This window comes from Halobacillus sp. Nhm2S1 (assembly GCF_019599545.1).
In the GTDB taxonomy this organism is placed as follows: Bacteria; Bacillota; Bacilli; order Bacillales; family Halobacillaceae; genus Halobacillus.
In genome coordinates, this window is sequence record NZ_JAIEZV010000002.1 from 642,268 (window position 1) to 658,654 (window position 16,387).

The 16,387-nt window shown below is 44.3% G+C and carries 14 protein-coding genes and 1 riboswitch; of the genes, 4 read left to right on the top strand and 10 right to left on the bottom strand.

Features of this window, described 5'->3' with window-relative positions:
• Window positions 1-10: 10 nt before the first annotated feature.
• The 3 genes from K2225_RS09565 (at window position 11) to K2225_RS09575 (ending at window position 4,113) form a co-directional block, all read left to right on the top strand.
• Entirely contained in the window at window positions 11-2,128 is a 2,118-nt protein-coding gene (locus K2225_RS09565) for a choice-of-anchor J domain-containing protein (protein ID WP_220584520.1), read from the top strand.
• A gap of 205 nt (window positions 2,129-2,333) precedes the next feature.
• The gene (locus K2225_RS09570) at window positions 2,334-3,233 is read left to right on the top strand and encodes a GNAT family N-acetyltransferase (protein WP_220584521.1); all 900 of its coding nucleotides are present in this window, start codon (window positions 2,334-2,336) and stop codon (window positions 3,231-3,233) included.
• A gap of 13 nt (window positions 3,234-3,246) precedes the next feature.
• A complete protein-coding gene (locus tag K2225_RS09575) occupies window positions 3,247-4,113 on the top strand; it encodes a fructosamine kinase family protein (protein WP_220584522.1) in 867 nt (288 codons plus the stop codon).
• 1 nt (window position 4,114) lies between these two features.
• On the opposite strand, the gene K2225_RS09580 is transcribed toward K2225_RS09575, so the two are convergent.
• Window positions 4,115-5,083 carry a YbgA family protein gene (locus K2225_RS09580; protein ID WP_220584523.1) on the bottom strand — a complete coding sequence of 323 codons (969 nt, stop codon included), beginning with the start codon at window positions 5,081-5,083 and terminating at the stop codon, window positions 4,115-4,117.
• A 196-nt stretch (window positions 5,084-5,279) separates the two neighbouring features.
• On the opposite strand from K2225_RS09580, the gene K2225_RS09585 reads away from it, so the two are divergent.
• Window positions 5,280-6,632: a YjiH family protein gene (locus K2225_RS09585; RefSeq protein WP_220584524.1), complete on the top strand. Its 1,353-nt coding sequence runs from the start codon at window positions 5,280-5,282 to the stop codon at window positions 6,630-6,632.
• A 279-nt stretch (window positions 6,633-6,911) separates the two neighbouring features.
• Here the strand turns inward: K2225_RS09585 and K2225_RS09590 are convergent, their stop codons facing one another.
• The 9 genes from K2225_RS09590 to ribD all read right to left on the bottom strand — a co-directional run bounded on the left by K2225_RS09590 (window position 6,912) and on the right by ribD (window position 16,031).
• A complete protein-coding gene (locus K2225_RS09590; protein ID WP_220584525.1) occupies window positions 6,912-7,577 on the bottom strand; it encodes a type 1 glutamine amidotransferase domain-containing protein in 666 nt (221 codons plus the stop codon).
• 57 nt (window positions 7,578-7,634) lie between these two features.
• Window positions 7,635-8,435: a GNAT family N-acetyltransferase gene (locus tag K2225_RS09595; RefSeq protein ID WP_255574451.1), complete on the bottom strand. Its 801-nt coding sequence runs from the start codon at window positions 8,433-8,435 to the stop codon at window positions 7,635-7,637.
• 68 nt (window positions 8,436-8,503) lie between these two features.
• Window positions 8,504-9,517: an acyltransferase family protein gene (locus K2225_RS09600; RefSeq protein WP_220584527.1), complete on the bottom strand. Its 1,014-nt coding sequence runs from the start codon at window positions 9,515-9,517 to the stop codon at window positions 8,504-8,506.
• A gap of 170 nt (window positions 9,518-9,687) precedes the next feature.
• Window positions 9,688-10,929, bottom strand: coding sequence for an aminopeptidase (locus tag K2225_RS09605; RefSeq protein WP_220584528.1), 1,242 nt, complete (start codon window positions 10,927-10,929; stop codon window positions 9,688-9,690).
• Between the two features lie 74 nt (window positions 10,930-11,003).
• Complete coding sequence (locus tag K2225_RS20200) at window positions 11,004-12,428, bottom strand: cryptochrome/photolyase family protein (RefSeq protein ID WP_220584529.1); 1,425 nt, start codon at window positions 12,426-12,428, stop codon at window positions 11,004-11,006.
• A 186-nt stretch (window positions 12,429-12,614) separates the two neighbouring features.
• The gene (ribH, locus tag K2225_RS09615) at window positions 12,615-13,082 is read right to left on the bottom strand and encodes a 6,7-dimethyl-8-ribityllumazine synthase (protein ID WP_146815208.1); all 468 of its coding nucleotides are present in this window, start codon (window positions 13,080-13,082) and stop codon (window positions 12,615-12,617) included.
• 16 nt (window positions 13,083-13,098) lie between these two features.
• Window positions 13,099-14,292: a bifunctional 3,4-dihydroxy-2-butanone-4-phosphate synthase/GTP cyclohydrolase II gene (locus tag K2225_RS09620; RefSeq protein WP_220584530.1), complete on the bottom strand. Its 1,194-nt coding sequence runs from the start codon at window positions 14,290-14,292 to the stop codon at window positions 13,099-13,101.
• A 12-nt stretch (window positions 14,293-14,304) separates the two neighbouring features.
• Entirely contained in the window at window positions 14,305-14,955 is a 651-nt protein-coding gene (ribE, locus tag K2225_RS09625; RefSeq protein WP_220584531.1) for a riboflavin synthase, read from the bottom strand.
• The gene (gene ribD, locus K2225_RS09630) at window positions 14,955-16,031 is read right to left on the bottom strand and encodes a bifunctional diaminohydroxyphosphoribosylaminopyrimidine deaminase/5-amino-6-(5-phosphoribosylamino)uracil reductase RibD (RefSeq protein ID WP_220584913.1); all 1,077 of its coding nucleotides are present in this window, start codon (window positions 16,029-16,031) and stop codon (window positions 14,955-14,957) included. Before ribD ends, ribE begins: the two co-directional genes overlap by 1 nt.
• 165 nt (window positions 16,032-16,196) lie before the next feature.
• A riboswitch (FMN riboswitch) is annotated at window positions 16,197-16,346 on the bottom strand.
• Window positions 16,347-16,387 lie beyond the last annotated feature (41 nt).

Here is a 16,387-nt window from a genome sequence, read left to right on the forward strand (position 1 = left end):
GGATCTTATTTTGAAAAATAAGAAACTAACAGCTTTACTGTCAGCGGGTGCTTTGACCCTGTCATTGCTCTCCCCAGCTGCGGTAACAGAAGTAAGCGCAAGCAAAGTACAGGAAAATTGGAATGTCGAACGGTATAGTGAAAAGATAGATATTGATGGTCAATTGCAGCGCTTGGACGAGAGCGAAAGCTTCCAGCGAGAAGCAAAGCAAACGATTAAGGAAAATGCATCTAATGTAAACTTCAATGGGGAAGAAGGAAGCGAATCTGAATCAAACGAAGAGGCTTCAAGTACTTCTGCCACCGGTGAAACGAAAAAATTCCTCACTCGGGATTTAGCTTTTAAAAAGTTTACCCTTCAAAGCGTAGGAGAACATGCGGAAGTTTGGGTAGCCAATGACTTATCCTTCCCTGAAGGGGACGAGCGTCCGGCTCATGTAGTCACACCTGAGCAAGCAGACATAATGGCGAAAGAATTCGATGAAAACATGTATCCTGTAGCTACTGATTTCTTTGGCTCTCCAGATACATTGGACGGAACGAATGCTCAACTTGAAGATTTGGGAATTGTTCCTGAGGGTTACTATCAGGGAGATGGAGACAAGGTCATCATCCTTGTCGATAACGTGCAAGATGATAATTATACAGATCCAACTTATCCATTCTTTGTTGCTGGATTCTTCTGGCAGACATTAGAAAATTATATGGACCGTAACATCATCACCATTGATTCAAGAGACTGGGATACACGCCTGGAAAGCACATTCTTCGGAACGACAATCCATGAGCTACAGCATCTTATTCACGCAGATAACGACGGTGACGAAACTTCCTGGTTAAATGAAGGAATGTCGACTTTCTCTGAATACCTGGGCGGCTATGGGCTGGATTCTGGATCGATCAACTTCCTGCTCGATCACCCGGAAAACTCGTTGACAAGCTGGGACGAGCACGTAACTGCTGAAACTGGACCAGAGACTATTGCTGATTATGGGCTGGTTCAACTATTTACCCTTTACAACTATGAAAGATTTGGACAAGAGTTCATCCGCCACGTTGCAAAAGATGAGCTGAACAGTATTGAAAGTTTCGAAAGCGCCTATAAAGACTTTGGTTTGAACGTAACATTCAATGAAGTTTACCAAGACTTCTCTACAGCCTTAGTTGTTGATGATCCGAAATTCAAAGGCGGAAAATATGGTTTTGAAAACATCGACCTGCGCAACCTTCCTATCGGAGATGGAGAAACACGCGGAAAAACCGTCAATTTTGAAAAAGCGAAAGACTATGAAAAAGAGGGTGTCCCTGCCTGGGGTACAGACTTTAAAGAGTTCAACTTCGAACCTGGACAGAACGTAGAGTCCTTCAAGTTTAATGGCGTAGATTTTGAAGATAACACGTGGGAAAGCGTAACGGATCCTTTAGGAAGCGATAATGAAGTGCTTTCTGCAGGCACAGGAGACGAATTGGACAACAATTTGATCTTAAAAGCGGATTTAACAGATGTTGAAGATGCGACATTGAACTTCGACCATTATGTAGACATTGAAGAGAGCTGGGATTATGGTGTCGTTCAAGTTTCCACAGACAATGGACAAACATGGACGTCCCTCGAAAATGAAAACACGCGTACAGATGTCGTGGAAGAAGGGTATCCGAAGATCAAAGAAAATGTTCCTGGGTTCACAGGACATTTTGAGGATTACCAGTCTGAAAGCTTCGATCTTTCCGAGTATGTAGGACAGGAAGTCCACATCTCATTCCGTTACTTGACGGACTGGGGATACAATGACACAGGATGGTTCATTGATAACATCGAAATTCCAGAAGTAGGAATAAGTTATGATGGCACGACAAAAGAGCCATTCATGTCTAAAGCAGAACTTCTCGGAAATTATGTAGACTATGGCGTTACGTTTATTAAAGAGAAAAACAACGGGAAGTATCAAGTCGTGGAAGTCGACCCATTCAATGTGACGGAAGAAGAGGCATTGGAGCTTCAACAAGTGTTCCGTCCTGGTAAGACGTACATGACGACTTACTATGCGGCTCCACAGGATAGCTTGAACCCTGTTGAATTTGAATATGAAGTAGATTACAAGGAAGAAGGTCCTGAAAAGAATAAGTAAGTCCTCCCCCCCAATCGGATGATTGGGGGTTTCTTTAATGGTATCAATTTGTGAAGTATGAGGGATCTTTTCAGCCTTTGAAAATAACTTAAGCCATTTGAGAGACCCGCTATTTTACTCGACTGGTTCATCTCACGCCTCTCCCTAACAGTTGCACCTTCTACACCAACTGTGTGAAAATTTACTATATAAAGGAGTGTTGCTGATGCATATTCGTGAATTGGAAGTCAAAGAGTTACATACCGTTGCCGAATGGCTGTTTAAAGTGAACGAACAAGATCACCATTACGTGGCCTGGATGGCTTCTGAACAAAATGAGATCTTTGAACAGATCTGGACATTAACTCAGTTCAAAGAACCTCTTGCCTATGTCGCCTGGGAAGGAGAAGAGATCATCGGTTTCCTCGGGATCCTTCCTTTTTTTGAACAAAAATTATGCCGCTTACTCGGACCTTTCGCTATCAAGGATCAAGAGGAAGTCATCGAACGTTTATGGGACAAAGCTTCTTTAACGGCGCAGCTGCACTTTGATGTCGTGAAGGTGGCCTGTTTTGCTGCAAATGGAGCACTCGTTTCCTTTTCAGAGAGACATCAGTTTCAAATGTACAATGTGGAACGGACGTTAGCTGTTCATAAATCTTCCTATGAAGCCAATGAAACCAAAAACACGTCCATTGTCGGGCTAAGTCAGGAAGATTATGAAGTTTTGGATGACCTCCATCCTTCAGCCGCTTATTACACGACAAAAGAAATGATGCATTTATCCAGAGAGGAGGGTAATTACCTTTGGGGTTACCAAGAGAACGGAGAGATCATTGGATACATTTACTTCGAAACCATTATCCCCGGCCATGAGGGAGAAATTTGCTTTGTGAATGTATCCGCCGGTCACCGGAGCAGTGGTGTCGGTTCAGAGCTCATCCATCATGCCCTGCAGTATGCGTTCTATGCCCTTGAATTGGATGTTGTCACTCTCTCAGTAAGAACAGAGAATCAACAGGCAGAAGCCTTATATAAACAATTCGGTTTTAAGGAAATTCACACCATTTTTGCCTATCAAAAAGAAATGAAACCAGAACCGCCGCTTTCCACAACCATCCATTAAAAGGAGGGATTCCATGGAGCTTTTTATTCGTAAAACACTAGAAAAAGTCAACGACACCTCAACCGTACATTCCATTAAACCTGTGAGCGGAGGAGATATCAATCAGTCTTTTTATGTAGAAACAGATCATCGTCCTTATTTTATTAAAATCAACGAAAAAGTGGCGAGGCACTTTTTCCAGGCGGAAGCCGAGGGATTACGTCTGATCAAAGAAACAGGTGCGATCCGAGTTCCTGAAGTCTTCCATTATGATTGCCCTGATGGTGATGAAAAAGCCGCTCTTGTCATGGAATGGATCGAAAGAGGTTCTCCCGATGCTTCCCCCTCCCTCGGAAAGAGCTTGGCTCACATGCATCAGCATACCTTAGAAAAGTACGGGTACGGAAAACCGACGTTCGTAGGTGAACTGAATCAACAAAATGAGTGGTGCTCAACTTGGACAGAGTACTACCGCCGTTATCGTTTAGGTGGACAGTTGGAAACAGGAGTGGCCAAAGGGACAATTTCAGGACGTCGCGAAGAAAGGTTGAACAGGCTGATGGACCTGGTCGAAGAGATGATTCCAGAAAAACCAAAAGCCTCCCTTCTGCATGGTGATTTATGGGGCGGGAATTGGATGACCTCTCGTGAGGGAGATCCTGTTTTAATCGACCCATCTATCCTGTACGGAGACCATGCGTTTGAGCTTGCCTTCACCGAGCTGTTCGGTGGGTTCCCATCCAACTTTTTAGATCAGTACAACGCGTATTTCGAGCTTCCTGATGATTATCAAGATACCAAACCCATCTATCAGCTTTTCTACTTACTCGTCCACCTCAATATCTTTGGAGAGATGTATGGATCACAGGTAGACCGAATCTTAAAAACCTATGTCGGCTGATTCAGGAATAGGCCCTCCCCTTCCCTGAGTCGGAAATTTCCACAAGCTCTAGCGGATAAGGTTCAAAATAGGTCTGCTGACTAAGGTACTCACTTTGGAAACGGGCAACCCAACAATTTAACACACTCAACACAGCACTTAAGGGAACTTTCTCTTCTTTGTATTGTTCCAAGAGGCTTTGGAAGTTTTCTTTCTCCTCTTTAGACAATTCTTTTTTAAAGTACCCTGCAATATGCTGACAAACATTCACATGAGCAGTCGGTTTTGCAGGTCTCTCCAACAGCTGATGGAGCAATGGCTCATAATTTTCTATGACATGTTCATAATCAAGGTGATCATGGTTCGCGACTGTTTGTCCCAGTTTTTTTAGCGTACCTGGGTGATAAGCCATGAATAGATATTTGTTGCGGGCATGGAATTGTTGCAGCCCGTTCATGCCCGCTTCCTTCTTCACCTCACGGAAGTCAGCTAAAGTAAACAACTTCGTCAAAAAGTGATGTCTCAATGTGAAGTTCTTTAATCTGCCTTCTTCTTCGATGGCCAGCCCCCCATGACGATGAAGGATTTCTTGGGCAAAAAGACCTGAAGTCTTCCCCACCACTTGGGAGTTCCCTTCACTATGATAAACTTTTACGTCATGCATGCCGCACGTGGGTGAGCGGTTCTTCAATAAAAAACCATCCACATCGTCTAAATGGTCAAGAAATCCTTTAGAGAACTCTCTCATTGTATCCGTAAGGTTCTCCCCTGTCTTTGGTTGGACGAGTTGTTCTTCTTCCCCATCCACAATACGAATGACATCACGTGGGACACCAAGCCCGATTTCAACCTCAGGACATACGGGTATGAATTCCACATGGGACTGCATACGCTGCACGGCTTTATCTGGAATTACAGCCCCATTATAGCGGACTTCTGCAAATTCAAGACAACGACTGACAACGACTTTCGGTGTAGGGAAATGCCGCATTTCTTTCTCCCCTTTCTGACAAATACAAGTACTAGCAAACGTTCCTCAATTTCTACTTTCATAAACACCATTCGCTGATCATCTACAAATTTCCTATTGGTTTTTGAAGGAAAACGTAATAGAATAAATAGTGTTGCATAATTATTCTCAAGCATTTATAAATAAAAAAATCAGACAACGTCAGGAGAGATTTTGGATGAGAGCGAAAGACTTCAAAGCATCATCACACTTAAAGTTCATAATTCCATCCTTGATCGGAATATTCCTATTCATGTTTCCGATCTTCGGGGATGACGGGGCCGTAACCATTCCAATTGCAATTCTTGCTGGTTGGGTGGAAACGTGGCTTGCCGACTATTTATCCTTGATCATGACGATCATTATTTCCATTACAGCCATTGGGACTGTCATAGCAAAAGCGGCTGGCAAAGAAGCTCTGAATGGATCACCATTTTTCCAGTCTCTATTTATTGTTCCACGGGTATGGGTGGTTACTCGCCTATTAGGTATGATTTTTGCCATTATGGTTTACTTCCAAATCGGACCTGAAGCGATCACAAGTCCAAACACAGGTGGCTTGCTTCTTGATTCCCTACTGCATGTTCTCTTTGCCGTTTTTCTATTTGCTGGACTGTTTTTACCACTGCTTTTGAACTACGGACTACTTGAACTGTTCGGGGTCATTTTAACCAAAATCATGCGTCCCCTTTTCCGATTGCCGGGACGTTCTTCCATCGATTCCTTAGCCTCCTGGTTAGGAGATGGAACCATTGGTGTCCTTCTTACAAGTAAACAATACGAAGAAGGTTATTATACGAAGCGGGAAGCGGCTGTCATCGGGACAACCTTCTCCGTCGTATCCATCACCTTCAGCCTTGTAGTCATTCAAGAGGTCGGTCTTGGCGATATGTTCGGTCAGTTTTACTTGACTGTAGCGATCGCAGGCTTCATCGCCGCTTTGATTATGCCGAGAATCCCACCTCTTTCTAGAAAAGCAGATACGTATGTAACGGAAGAACCAAGCGATCAAAAAGAAGAAGTACCAGAACATCACAACTTGATTACCTATGGTTATACAAAAGCCGTAGAACGAGGCAGCAAGGCAAGGGGAATTGGGAACTTTCTGAAGCAAGGAAGCCAGAACATCCTGGATATGTGGATGGGAGTAGCCCCAATTGTTATGGCGCTGGGTACCATTGCGCTCGTGATTGCCGAATTCACTCCATTTTTCACATGGATCGGCATGCCGTTTATTCCACTACTTGAGCTGATGCAGGTTCCTTATGCACAGGAAGCTTCCGAAACCATCCTTGTTGGTTTCGCCGATATGTTCCTCCCTGCGATCATCGGCTCCTCTATCGAAAGTGAAATGACCCGTTTTATCATTGCATCTCTATCTGTCACGCAATTGATCTATATGTCTGAAGTTGGTGGTCTATTGCTGGGCTCTAAAGTTCCGGTTAATATTAAGGACCTATTCATCATCTTCCTTCTAAGAACAATCATTACACTGCCGATTATCACTCTAATCGCACATCTATTATTCTAAAGAAAAAGCACTTCCTCCAACGAGGAAGTGCTTTTTTATATCCCCCACAAAATCTCCATTCCTTGAAGTAAACGGCAGGTTTGTGGAAGACTCAGTTTCGAGACTTTTATTGAGCGGACGGGGGCTACGGGGAATAGCTCGCCACTCCCCCACAGGAAAGCGAGTGGCTTCCCAAACACCCCTGACTTTTAACTCGGCAAACGGACCCCGGTTATCTCAAAACTGAGTCTTCCACAATTGGGATCCTATATGGAAAAAAACCGCTAAGCTTTTAGGGGCTTAGCGGTTTTTTAGGAGTTCCAGCATTTTCTGTGCGGTTGAGAGGCTAGACTGTGGGTTTTGTCCGGTGACGAAGGGATCGTCACTGACGACGTGATCAGAGTAGGCTTCACCAGAATCAAACTCTGCCCCAGCTTCCTTCAAACGATCCTCAAGCATAAAGGGGACAACCGAATCGAGCCCTGTATCTTTTTCTTCCTCATTCGTAAAGCCGGTGATTTTTTTCCCTTCCACAAGCGGCTGGCCATTATGGTCTTCCACACCTACAAAGCCAGCCGGACCGTGACATACGGAACCAATGACTTTTCCTTCTGTTAAGAAGTGTCGGAGTAATTCTTCAAGCTCATCATTTTCCGGAAAGTCGACCATCGTCCCGTGTCCTCCGCATAGAAAGATTCCAGCAAATTCTGTTGGGTCTACTTCCGCTAGAGGAACTGTCTTATTGATTGGTTCCATGACGCCATCCCAAACCTTTGGCAGTCTATTGCTGTAGCTGTTCGGATCGATGGGAGGACGCCCTCCTTTGGGGCTGGCTGCTACGACTTCATACCCCGCTTCCTGAATTTCCGTTGCAGGCTCCACAAATTCCTGCAGCCATAGTCCTGTTTCATGTTTTCCGCCCAATTGGTCCGCATTCGTCACAATCATTAATATCTTTTGATCCATGATCAGCAACCTCCTTGTACATATCCCTCCTATTATTTACAACTGAAGTCATTTCAATCACAATACTTTCTTCATCCAAACCTGCTGCAATTGCGTTTCAAACCCTCCTTGCTTCAACACTTCATAGGCTGGGTTACTTTCAGGTATATTAAAAGCAGTGATGATCGCATCGGGATAGCTTGAACGAAGCGTTTTCAGGCATTCTTCCCCCTTGTTTTTAGACTGCATCTGAAATAATGTGATCTTCCCACTATCATTCCGAGTGAAAATCAGACCACCAAGGGTTGCCACACCATCCGTGACTTTGTAAAACTCCTTTCCCTCTATGGAAAAGGGTTGATTCTGCCATGGATATTCCCCTTTGGTTATTTGTTCATTCCAGATACGTTCATCGATGGATTCCAAATGGCTCAGGGTTTCTCCAATGTTTCCTGCCGGGGATCTCATGATATGTAAATGATCCACGACCTTATATCCGTAAGTTTCATATAAAGCGATAGCAGATTGATTATCTGATATCGCTTCTAGTGTGGCTAGAGAGGCGTTTTCTTTTTCATACATAGACAAAGAGGAGTGAACCAGCAAGCGTCCCACTCCTCTTTTACGATACGAAGGATGTACAGCTGTCCCTCCGTTGTATGCGGTTTTTGTTCCAACGATTTCTTGAATCCCATTTAGAACGATTCCTACAGGTTGATCCCCATCGTACACGATGAATGAATAAGCAGGAGACAATCGTTTAGAACTCATCATTTTTAAAAATCCATCCAAATCCATTTGAATTTGGACCGAATAATCTTGAAACCCCTCATTCCATGATGTAAGGGCATCTTCAAACGAACAATCCTTCATTGACATGACTTTCACCAGGATTCCCCTCCTTTTATTTCTACTTAAACATTCTCTGAAAAGGAGGGAATCCCTTCTTAGGACTGAAAGGAATCTTTATGATTGATCCGGTGCCACCATTTCCTCAAGAGCTGTATGCGCCCCTCTATAAATGGCTGCGTCAGAGTGCGGATGATTCCGCTCGACAAAACATACACAATCGCTGCAGCTACAATTGCAAGACCTAAGACATCAAACACATGGTCAACTTTAAACCAATCGGCCTGACGGAAAAATTGAATGAAGAACCCGTGCAGCAAGTAAACATATAACGTCCTTCCGCCCAGGTAAGTGAGACGGTATTGGGTGTTCGGAATCCAAGCAAGGACACTGATGGTCATAACGGCGGCAAGAACATAAACACCTAAGCGGAACACGCCTCCCATTTCGGGGCTTCCCAGTACTTCATACGATTTAGAGCCCAGGAGCCAGCCTGAGCTGAATTCCGGAAATAGTGCGATGACGGAAGCAACGATGCCCATCACCACAAGGCTTACTTCTCTTACTCGACGAGTTCTCCATTTGTGGACGTGTTCCTTTGTCAACCAATACCCCACTAGGAAAAACGGGAAGAAAACGAACGTCCGGGACAAGCTGAAATGATGACCGATGTCACTGAAGTACCCAACGAGCACACCAATTTGCACAGCAATGGCCACTCCTAGGAATGGAGGGATCTTTTTGAACCAATACAGCAGGATGTGCCAGCAGAACAAACTGAACAGGAACCATAGAGACCAGTGAGGATAGAAAATCCCGCTCAAGGTCGCTCCTTTTCCAATGAAGAAATAGTATCCCGTGTAAACAAGTTGGAAAATAAGATAAGGCAAGATCAATTTTTTCGCTAATTGTAAGATGTAGTCTTTCTCTCCTGACCCTTTTGCAAAGAACCCGGCGAGAAAGATGAATGCAGGCATGTGGAACGTATAAATCCAAGTATATAATGTGTACATCGGCCTTGATCCGTCTGTAAACGGCTGAATGATATGACCAAAGACGACGAGAAAAATAAGAACGAGTTTGGCATTATCAAAAAAGGCATCACGTTTCATGTTGTCTCACCCTTCATTATCGATTAATCCTCTACCTCATGTTTACCACATTCCTGTACTTTTTAAGGCACTTTTATTCATTTTTAAACCATATGTAAACCAATTGTTATCTTCTGTTATGAATTGTTACGTCTAAAAAAGAGGCACCCTCTACGGATGCCTCGCTGGAATCATTCGAAGTCGATCGCCCATGAACCTTTACGGAAAATCGCTTCAAATTCACCTTCTTTTGTTTCACCGTCAATATCCAGCTCCTCGGAACCCATCATGAAATCTTCATGAATCAAACTGTCATTGACCCCATGGGAATCCATTTGTTCTTTATTGAAGGATGATCCTCCACGGATATTGGTCGGGTAAGCTTTTCCTAAAGCCAGATGACAGGAAGCATTTTCATCATAAAGCGTGTTATAGAAGATGTGCCCTGATTTAGAAATTGGAGATTCATTTGGAACAAGAGCAACCTCGCCAAGACGTTTCGCTCCATCATCACTCTCAAGCAGATGTTTTAACGTCTCTTCTCCCGATTCCGCTTGATAGTCGACGACTTTTCCATTCTCGAACGTCAGCGTGAAGTTTTCGATCAGGTTGCCTCCATAATTGAGAGGTTTTGTACTCGTCACTTTTCCTTGGACCCCTGTTTTGTGAGGCATGGTGAACACTTCTTCTGTCGGAATGTTCGGGTTGAATTCCGTCCCTTTTTCTGAAGTCGTCGAACCGCCATGCCAAATGTGGTTCTGTACGAGCTCGATGGACAATTCTGTGCCAGGTCCCTTATAGTGAAGCTTTTTGTATTGCTTCTGATTCAGGTACTCGCGAGCCTGACGAAGCTTTTCGTTATGCTCTTCCCATGCTTGGATCGGATCTTCCTGATCAATTCGTGTAATATGGAAAATTTGTTCCCACAACTTGTCCTGCGCTTCTTCAGGGGATTGATCAGGGAACACTTTTTGAGCCCATGCCTCTTGTGGGTAGGCAATGATCGACCATGTGGTTTTATCGTTCATAATATAGTCTCTATACTGCGTGAGAGCTTCTCCACTGGCTTTATTCGCCTTAGCAATCCGCTCTGAATCGATGCCCTTGAATAAATCAGGATTAGGTCCGTAAATGGATAAAAGCGCATAGCCGTCCTTAACCATCTCTTCCAAGCCTTCCGCTTTCCATTTAGGGAAATTCTCGAGCACTTCCATAGGGGCGTTCTTCATTTTCATGAAACTGAGCACTTCATCATTCCATTCCAAATGAACATTCTTCGCTCCTCTGCCATAAGCTTTCGCTGAGATCGTGCGGACGAGCTCTGCTGCTTCAATAGGAGCATTGATAATCAACCCTTGTCCTCTTTGTAGATTCACACCTTTTTTCAAAGCAAGATCGGCATACTTTTCTAATTGTTTTTGATGATTACTCAATATCTGACCCTCCAACTTCTTCATTCTCTGTCTATTATTTCATACTATGGTTATGTTTCCTAGAACGAACGGCTTCATGCTTTATCTTTAAACATTTCAATCGCTCGTTCTCTCATCGTTTTATGATCGACAATCGGTGCTGGATAATCTTCATCGATTATGCACCCCGCCTCCTCCTGCTCTTCTTCTGTCATTTTAGATGGCTCATGGATGTGTTTTTTATTCACGTTTTCAAGTTCAGGGAGCCACTCTTTTATGAAACGGCCATGGGGGTCGAACCGCTCGGACTGCCGAGTCGGATTGAAGACGCGGAAATAAGGGACAGGATCCGTTCCCGTAGAGGCGGCCCATTGCCACCCCCCTATGTTTGAAGCTGGATCATAGTCCACCAGTCGTTCAGAGAAGTATCGTTCCCCTTCCCGCCAATCCATAAGCAGGTCTTTCGTTAAAAATGAGGCGACTGCCATCCGCAAACGATTATGCATCCAACCCGTTTCATTTAATTGGCGCATTGCGGCATCAATCAGCGGAAACCCTGTCTGACCTTCTTTCCATTTTTCAAGCAATTCATCATCATTGTTCCACGGAATCCCTCTGTATTTTTCCACCATTTCTGTGGAAATGGCATCAGGATAGGAATGGTAGATCATGTTATAAAAATCCCGCCAGGCAAGCTCAGAAATGTACGTGTCGACCCCTGATGTATTTTTTCTGTAATCTACATCCTCTTCGATTTTATGATAGATGGTTCTGATCGATATCGCCCCTGTACGAAGAAAACGCGACATTAGACTCGTCCCATCAAGAGCAGGAAAGTCCCGCCGCTCATCATAATCGTAAATGTCCTCATCCAGAAAATGTTCCAATCTTTCGAGCGCGTCTTTTTCTCCGACTCCGTCATACGAGCCGTCTATTTTTTTGATCAAATCATCATATGCTTTACGTCCATCAGAAAATGCCTCCCGCTCATCCAGGGCGGAATCAGATAACAGATCAAGATCCACCTTCTGAATGGACGGCTTCTGAAGCTGCTTCCACTTCTTTAGATAGGGAGAGAAAACCTTATAAAATCCTCCATCATTTTTCTTCACTTCACCGGCCCCATGAAGATGGTGATCGATGTATGAATGAACTTTCACCTCATTCCGCGATAAGTATTCAGAAATCGCATCATCGCGGTCTTTTCCAAATCCGACTTCATCTCTATTGAAATAAACCATATCCACTTTTAAATCCTTCAGGAGATGTTCAAACGCCTCTTCGGTATCTCCATGAATGAAGTGAATCGGAGCCTTTAATTCTTCTGCCCTGTCTACAAGACCCTTTAATGTTTGGAAAAAATAATCATGCCTCGGTGTAAATGATTCATTTAAGGATGGATGGATATGAAAAAACAGTAAAATATCATCGTCTTCTTCGGTATGTTCTAACGCTTTCGCTAAAGCGGTGTGGTCAGTCAACCTTAAATCCCGCCTAAACCATACAGCTCTTCTTGGCACCCTTCTCCCTCCTTCATTCTTTACCCTTCCTTTTTACTTGTGGATATAAACTACAGCCAACCACTTGTCCACATGTGGACATCACCTTATTCGTACTTTGGTGTTTATGAGTAAACGGGCATTCTCACATCGGAAGACCCTCCGCTCAAAAAAAAGCTGACCAGCACCCTGGTCAGCTCCCCTCATTTATTCGAAGTTTTTCAGTAGGGTTGCCATTTCAATGGCTGCAGTAGCTGCTTCCCAGCCCTTGTTTCCTGCCTTCGTACCCGCACGCTCAATCGCTTGTTCGATCGTGTCTGTCGTGATGACTCCGAAGATCACTGGAATACCACTTTGTTGCGAAGCCTGCGAAACTCCTTTAGCCGCTTCATTACATACATAATCGAAGTGAGGGGTGGAACCGCGGATCACCGCTCCAAGGGTAACGACCGCATCGTACTTTCCTGAGTTCGCCATTTTGCTAGCCACGAGTGGAATTTCGAAGGCTCCTGGTACATAAGCAACTTCAACATCATTCAATTCAACGCCATGACGCTTGAACGCATCCACCGCGCCTTCATATAACTTTCCTGTAATGAAATCGTTGAAACGACCTACGACGATTCCTACTTTCAACCCTGTGCCTACAAGATTACCTTCTATCGTTTTTACCATGTTTTCTTCATCCCTTCTAGTAGTGAAATAAATGTCCCATTTTCGATTGCTTCGTTTTTAGATATCTTTCATTTTCTTTTCTCGATTCCATTTGGATTGGAACGCGATCTACGACTTCCAGCCCAAAACCGCCTAGCCCCGAGATCTTTTTCGGATTGTTCGTAAGTAGTCGCAGCTTTGTAATTCCGAGATCTTTAAGGATCTGTGCGCCGACACCGTAATCTCTTAAATCTGGACCGAACCCTAGCTTTTCATTCGCTTCGACCGTATCTAAACCTTCTTCCTGAAGTTTGTAGGCTTGAAGTTTATTCATTAGTCCAATGCCACGGCCTTCCTGTCTCATATATAAAAGGACGCCGCTTCCGTTCTCAGAAATCTGTCTCAGTGCGTTATGCAGCTGCGGACCACAATCACAACGGTAGGAACCGAACACATCTCCGGTCAAACATTCAGAGTGGACACGGACAAGCGTTGGCTCTTCCGGATTGATTTCCCCTTTGACGAGTGCGATATGATCTTTAAAGTCAATATCATTGGAAAAACCGATCGCACGGAAATCTCCGTATTCTGTCGGCATTTTCACTTCCACTTCGCGTTTGACGTGGTTCTCTTTTTTATGGCGGTATTGTATAAGGTCTGCAATCGTGATCATTGGTAGATCGAACTCATCCGCCATCTTTCGAAGATCAGGCACACGGGCCATTGTTCCATCGTCTTTAATGATCTCACAAATGACCCCGGCCGGACGTGCTCCAGCAAGCTTGGCAAGGTCAACGGAAGCTTCCGTATGCCCCGCTCGACGCAGGACGCCGCCTTCTTTAGCTATTAAAGGAAAGATATGCCCCGGCTTTTGGAAGTCCGCTGCCGTCGTCTCGGGATTCAACATCTCCTTAATTGTCAATGCCCGTTCATCCGCAGATATTCCCGTTGTTGTATCTTTGTGATCGATACTTACAGTGAAGGCGGTTTGATTTGGGTCTGAATTATTATCGACCATAGGCACCAGCTCTAAGTCCTGAGCCAGCTCATTAGTAATCGGTGCGCAGACAAGTCCACGACCATGCTTGATCATGAAATTGATCATTTCAGGTGATGCGTACTCCGCAATCCCTATTAAGTCTCCTTCATTTTCACGATCTTCGTCATCGCATACAATGACGAGTTTCCCCTGCTTTAAATCTTCAATCGCTTTTTCAACGGAATCAAACATCATTTCACCCTCTTATGCAAAGCCGTTGTCGGAAAGAAACTGTTTAGACAGTCTCGACTTTGGCTCTTCTTTATTTTGTCCGCTCAAAAAATGAGCGACGTACTTTCCGATCATGTCGCACTCTATATTCACACTGTCTCCAGGTCCTTTTGCGCCGAGCACCGTGTGCTCCATCGTATGAGGAATAAGTGAAATCGTCACTTTGGAGTCATCAACACCGAATACCGTCAGGGAAGTGCCGTCTACAGCGATGGAACCTTTATAAACGAAATAATGAATAAGTTCTTCAGGTAGTTCAATTTCATAATAAACGGCATTGGATTCAGGCTTTTTGGATACAATTCTGCCCGTTCCGTCAATATGCCCGGATACCAGGTGTCCCCCGAAACGTCCACCCGCAGCCATTGCCCGCTCTAAATTAACCGGATCTCCTTGCTGCAGTTCATGGATGTTCGTAGCTCTGTAAGTTTCAGGCATCACATCAAAAGAGACCGTCTGCCCCGTATAGTTAGTTACAGTCAAACACACGCCATTGACGGAAATACTGTCGCCTAATTTGACGTCTGATAATACTTCTTTGGCTGAAATGTTCACTTCGAGAGCTTCTGTTTTATTTTTTACTGATTTTAATGTTCCTATTTCTTCAACAATCCCAGTAAACATTAAGATTCTCCTTTTCTAACGGAAACAATTTTAATGTCATCTCCCATTTTTTCAGTCGAGACAATTTCAAAGGAGCTTACATTCTTTAATTGCTCTATTCCTTTACCGCCTACAGGCGTCAATGCTTCTTTCCCTCCGATTAACTTAGGGGCCATATACGTTACCGTTTCATCCACTCTTCCTGCCCTTACGAAGGCATCAGCAATCGTGGCTCCTCCTTCAACAAGCAGAGAAGTGACTTTTTGTTCACCTAAATACCGCAGAACTTCTTCTATGGAAACCTGTTCATTATGAAGCTGGATGACGGTTACGTGTTTATGGTTTTTATAGAGATTCATCTCTTCTTCTTTTACACGACTCCCTACGAAAATCCACGTTGGTGCCGAGTCGTCCTGAATCAACTGAGAAGAAGGCGGTATTCTAAGATGGGTATCAAGGACGATCCTTTTCGGGTGACGGCCTTGACCTTCTATACGCGTCGTCAGTTTAGGGTTATCCATGAGCACCGTGTTAATTCCAACTAGTATCGCATCAGAGCGATGCCTATAGTGGTGGCCATCCAACCGTGCTTCCTCTCCTGTAATCCACTGACTCTCACCTGTAGACGTGGCAATCTTCCCATCCAGGCTCATTGCTGTCTTTAAGCGGACATAAGGTTCTTTCTTTTGAATGAAGTGAAAAAAGGAAGTATTCATGTCATCCGCTTCTCTTTTCAACACTCCTGTCTTCACTTCAAGACCACGTTCTCTCATCATTCGAATCCCTCTGCCGGACACTTTAGGATTAGGGTCATTGGATGCAACCACGACTCTCTTTATGCCAGCTTCGATGACTGCTTCTGCACATGGGGGGGTCTGCCCATGGTGACTGCAAGGTTCGAGCGTGACATAAATCTCAGCATCTTTCGCCTTCTCGCCTGCCATACGAAGCGCATGAATTTCGGCATGAGGTTCTCCTGCCTTGACGTGCACACCTACACCCACGATCTGATTATGCTTAACGACAATCGCAGCAACAGAAGGGTTCGGACTTGTTTGACCAACCGTTTCCCGCGCCATGTCTATCGCGATTCTCATGTATCTTTCATCCCGATCCAAGACCTCCACCTCCTTTTCATTAAGTCCAGGAAAAATAAAAAACCCTGAAGAAGACAGACTTCTCCAGGGTCGTTAAACGTAAATCATGTACACCTAAAAAAGGGTACACGGATTGCTTTAGTAGTATTTGTACCTTTACGTTTCTACAACCTTCTCCCATCCAGACTTTAACTGTCGGCTTTGGAGTTTCACCAAATCAGGGAGAACCGTGCCAAACACTGATTCTCCGTCGCGGGCTCGGAGCATATGCTCATTACCGCCGGCTGGGATTTTCACCCGACCCCGAAGGTTTACGATATTTAATTATTCGTTACACTTTAAATCATATCGGATTT